The sequence below is a fragment of the Streptomyces spongiae genome (assembly GCF_009377185.1).
In the GTDB taxonomy this organism is placed as follows: Bacteria; Actinomycetota; Actinomycetes; order Streptomycetales; family Streptomycetaceae; genus Streptomyces; species Streptomyces spongiae.
This window is the reverse complement of the sequence record NZ_VJZC01000716.1, coordinates 1-4553: the sequence shown is the minus strand read 5'-3', so window position 1 is coordinate 4553 and position 4553 is coordinate 1. Positions and strand designations below refer to the sequence as shown.

Sequence of the window (4553 nt, the reverse complement as noted above, 5' to 3'; positions counted from 1 at the left end):
CCGCCGGGGGCCTCGTCCCCGGGGGCGGAGCGGGGCGGGACGCCGCCCGGGGCCTGGTCGATGTTGTCCGGTGGGGTCGCGTTGCGCCGGCCCGGGACCGTCGGAGGGCCTCCGCGTGGCGGCGGGGCACCGCTGGACGAGGGCTCCGCCGGCCCCTGCCCCACCGTGCCCGCCGCCGAGGCGAAGCGGTCGTCGAGGGAATCGGCCGCGGCCGTCGGCCCCGTGTCCTCGGTGGAGTCGTCGTACAGCTGCCCCCACCAGTCGTCCTCGCGACCGGTGGACCTCTCCCCCTGCTGGCTCATGCCCCTAATTGTCCACCGCCGGAGCCGGATGAAAACGGGGCTTCCGGAAAAACCGGCCAGGGGGCTGACCATCGCACGACGGCCCCGGAGGCGGCCTCGAACTGCGGTACGGCGTACGGCGATTCACCCGCCCTGGAGGACACCGCGCCGCGCGGTGTACCGCGGGGCCCACGGGAGAACCCCCCGGCGCCGTGCGCGCGGCGCCGGCCGGTGTGGCGCGACGCGCCGCCGCTCCGGCCAGGCGCGCCGACCGGGGCCGGCACGCGTACGAGAGGGGCTGGGCCGCACGGGACTGACCACGGCCCGAGCGCCCGCGACCTGCGTCTGGCTCCTCACTCCAGCACCCTGGGCTTATGGGAGCCGCGCAACTCCTGCTCGTCGGGGTGGTGCTCCTGCTCGGCCTGTGCGGAGTGCTGGTCCCCGGCGTACCGGGATCCTGGCTGGTGTGGGCCGCGGTCGCGTGGTGGGCGCTGGAGGACACCAGCGGCCTCGCCTGGTTCGTGCTGGTGGGCTCGACCGTGGTCATGCTGCTCTCCCAGGCGGTCCGCTGGATCCTGCCGCCCCGGCGGCTGCAGGCGAGCGGTGCGACCCCCCGCATGGCGGTGTTCGCCGGGGTCGGAGCGCTCCTCGGCTTCTGTCTGATACCGGTGATCGGGGCGATACCCGGCTTCATGGGCGGTATCTATCTCTCCGAACGGCTGCGGCTCGGCCGGCACCGCGAGGCCAGGGCGGCGCTGCGCACCGCGATGCGGTCGGGTGGCTGGAGCGTGCTGACGGAACTGTTCGCCTGTCTGCTGGTCACGATGACCTGGCTGTGTGCGGTGATCTGGGGCTGACGCAGGGCTGACACATCGGATCTCTCCCTTCTTATTGACGAGCACTCGCACCTTCTCTACGTTGACGCTCGGAATAGCTCCGATGAATCACTCCGGTGAATCACCTGCACGCGAACCACACCGCTTGAGCCGCCGGGAGGCACCATGTCCCGCCCGTCCGACGCGATACCCAGCCCTTCCAGACGTACGGTGCTCGCCACCGGCACGGCCCTCGGCGGAACAGTCCTCTCCGGGGGCCTGCCCGCCGCCCAGGCGAGCGCGGCCGCGCCCATCGCCCCCGAACTCTCCCCCTCAGACCCCTGGCGCACGGTCCTCGACGACGCCGACCTGGTCTGGCAGCGGATGCCAAAGACCTGGTACGAGGGCCCGTTCCTCGGCAACGGCTTCCTCGGCTCCGGGATCTACGCGGAGCCGGGCACCGGCCAGGAGGACGGCACGTTCACGGCGGTGCGCTTCAACGTGCAGCACTCCGAGGTCCAGGACCACCGCCCCGAGTTCGGCTCGCTGTTCGGGCTCGCCCGGCTCCCGATCGGCTACTTCACCCTGGAGCCCGTGGGCCGCATCACCGGCGTGGACTGGCGGCTCCGACTGCGCGACGCCGAGCTCACCGGCACGCTCACCACCGATCGGGGCACGCTCACGATCCGGGCCCTGGTGCACACCTCCCGCTCGGTGCTGGCCGTGGAGGTCACGCCCAGCGACGGCGAGCGCGGCTTCAAGTGGGTGTTCCATCCGGCGGACGCGATCAGCCCGCGCGCCGCGTTCAAGCCACTGCCGGACGGCTACCAGGGCAACCCGCCCGCCGAGGTCGGCGAGCGGGACGGCGTCTCCACGTCCGTACAGTCCCTGCTCTCGGGCGGGCAGCACGTGACGGCGTGGCGGGAGCGGACCTGGGGCGCGAGCCGGACGCTGTACGCCCACGTGGCGTACTCGTATCCGCAGAACACGGCGGCGGGCCGGGCGGTGCGAACGATCCGAAGCGCATCCCAACTCCCCTACTCCCAGGCGGCATTGACGCACCACACCTGGTGGCACGCCTACTACCGCAAGAGCTTCCTCTCGCTGCCCGACGCCCGTATCCAGCGCTTCTACTGGATCCAGCTGTACAAGACGGCGTCCGCCGCGCGCCGCGACGCGCCGGTGATGGCGACCTGCGGGCCCTGGCTGGAGCCCACACCGTGGCCCAACACCTGGTGGAACCTCAACGCGCAACTGGAGTACTGGCTCATCCACGGCTCCAACCACCTCGAACTCGACGCGATCACCCGGTCGTTGAGCGAGTTCCGGAAGAACCTGGTCAAGGAGGTGGCCGCCCCGTACGACGCCGACTCGATGGGCATCCCGCGCACCACGGACCCCCACCTCATCAACGGCGCGCAGAGCGCGCTCATGGGGTACGGCGTGGGCATCCCCGGCCAGGACCCGCCGACTCCCGAGGTCGGCAACCTGACCTGGGCCCTGCACAACGTCTGGCTCAGCTACCGCCACACCATGGACGAGTCGATCCTGAGGGACATCCTCTTCCCCCTGCTCCGCAAGGCGGTCAACTACTACCTCCACTTCCTGGAGCCCGGCCCGGACGGCAAACTGCACCTCCCGGCGACCTTCTCCCCCGAGTACGGCGGGAACTCACGGGACTGCAACTACGACCTGATGCTCCTGACCTGGGGCTGCCGCACGCTGCTGGACTCCGCCGACCTCCTCGGCATCGACGACGAGCTGGCGCCGCGCTGGCGCGAGGTACTGGCCAAGCGGGTGGCCTACCCGACCGACGAGAACGGCTTCATGATCGGCGCGGACATCCCCTTCGCGAAGTCGCACCGCCACTACTCGCACATGCTCGCCGTGTACCCCCTGTACGAGGTGACCGGCCGAACCACCGAGGAACGGGCCCTGATCGAGAAGTCACTGGCGCACTGGGTCGGCTTCGAGGGCGCGCTCCAGGGCTACACGTTCACCGGTGCGGCCTCGATGTCGGCACTGCTCGGCAAGGGTGAGGACGCGCTGGGCTACCTCGGGCAGCTCATGTCCCGCTTCATCCAGCCCAACACCATGTACCAGGAGTCGGGGCCGGTCATCGAGACGCCGTTGTCGGCCGCCCAGTCCCTGCACGACATGGTCTGCCAGTCCTGGGGCGGGATCATCCGCGTGTTCCCCGCGCTGCCCGCCGCCTGGGCGGACCTCACGGTCCACGACTTCCGTACCCAGGGTGCCTTTCTGCTCTCCGCGGTACGCAAGGGCGGCGTGACCCGCTGGGTCCGGCTGACCAGCGAGGCGGGGGCGCCGTGCGTCGTGCGGCACGGGGTCGCGGGGGCGGTCGATGTGCGCGATGGGAAGGGGCGGAGGTTGCGGTACTCGGACGCGGGTGAGGGTTCGATCCGTATCGCCTTGAGCAAGGGCGAGTCGGCCCTGATCACCGCCCGCGGCGACCGCCCCGACCTGACCGTCGCCCCGGTCCGACCGAACGAGGGGGCGCCGAGGTGGGGGCTACCGGCTGAGTGAGGGCAGGGTTTTCTTCGCCCCCAACGCCGCGTCCGAAATCCGCCAGCCCCACCACAGGCGATCACGCAGACTGGACAACGTGATCGATGAAGAGACCAGGTACGAGGCCGTGCGGAGCAGGGACGCCCGGTTCGACGGGGAGTTCTTCTTCGCCGTCGAGACGACCGGGATCTACTGCCGGCCGAGTTGCCCCGCGGTGACGCCGAAACGGCGGAACGTGCGGTACTACGCGACCGCCGCGGCCGCTCAGGGCGCCGGGTTCCGGGCCTGTCGGCGGTGCCGGCCGGACGCGGTGCCCGGGTCCGCCGCGTGGAACGTACGCGCGGACGTCGTCGGTCGTGCCATGCGCATGATCGGCGACGGCGTCGTCGACCGGGAGGGCGTCGCCGGGCTGGCCGTACGGCTCGGTTACAGCGCCCGCCAGGTGCAGCGGCAGCTCACCGCCGAGGTCGGCGCGGGACCGGTGGCGCTGGCCCGCGCGCAACGGGCCCACACCACGCGCGTGCTGTTGCAGACCACCGACCTGCCGATCACGGAGATCGCGTTCGCGTCCGGGTTCGCCAGCGTGCGGCAGTTCAACGACACGATCCGTGCCGTGTACGCCGCCACGCCCACGGAACTGCGTGCCGCCGCGCCCCGCCGGGGAGGCGGCACCGGCAGGCGGGCCGCTGCCCCGTCCGCCGGGATTCCGCTGCGGCTCGCCTACCGGGGGCCGTACCAGTCCGCCGCCGTCTTCGACCTGCTGGCCGACGAGGCGGTCCCGGGTGTCGAGGAGATGAGCGGCCCACCCGGGCGCCGCACCTACCGGCGCACGCTGCGGCTGCCGTACGGCCACGGGGTCGTCGCGGTCGACGAGCGGCCGGGCGGCGGTTCGGGGGGCGGTACGGTCGTGGATTCCGGCAGGGGGTCGGGG

General features: G+C 71.9%; 3 protein-coding genes and 1 pseudogene. 3 read left to right on the top strand and 1 reads right to left on the bottom strand.

The features are described 5' to 3' along the window. Nucleotides 1–302 (bottom strand): annotated as a pseudogene (locus tag FNH08_RS52755) (protein phosphatase 2C domain-containing protein); the annotation flags it as partial. 353 nt (nt 303–655) lie between these two features. Between FNH08_RS52755 and FNH08_RS45215 the strand changes: the two are divergent. The 3 genes from FNH08_RS45215 to FNH08_RS45205 all read left to right on the top strand — a co-directional run. Beyond that, entirely contained in the window at nt 656–1138 is a 483-nt protein-coding gene (locus FNH08_RS45215) for a DUF456 domain-containing protein (protein WP_152777379.1), read from the top strand. A gap of 144 nt (nt 1139–1282) precedes the next feature. After that, nucleotides 1283–3640, top strand: coding sequence for a glycosyl hydrolase family 95 catalytic domain-containing protein (locus FNH08_RS45210; protein WP_152777377.1), 2358 nt, complete (start codon nt 1283–1285; stop codon nt 3638–3640). An 82-nt stretch (nt 3641–3722) separates the two neighbouring features. Next, nucleotides 3723–4553: bifunctional transcriptional activator/DNA repair enzyme AdaA (locus FNH08_RS45205; RefSeq protein WP_322726484.1), on the top strand; the 831-nt coding region annotated here is incomplete at its 3' end.

What these genes read in the sequence shown, in the direction of transcription:
- FNH08_RS45215 (WP_152777379.1), top strand. Translation starts at nt 656, where the DNA reads ATGGGAGCCGCGCAACTCCTGCTCGTCGGGGTGGTGCTCCTGCTCGGC.
- FNH08_RS45210 (WP_152777377.1), top strand. Translation starts at nt 1,283, where the DNA reads ATGTCCCGCCCGTCCGACGCGATACCCAGCCCTTCCAGACGTACGGTG.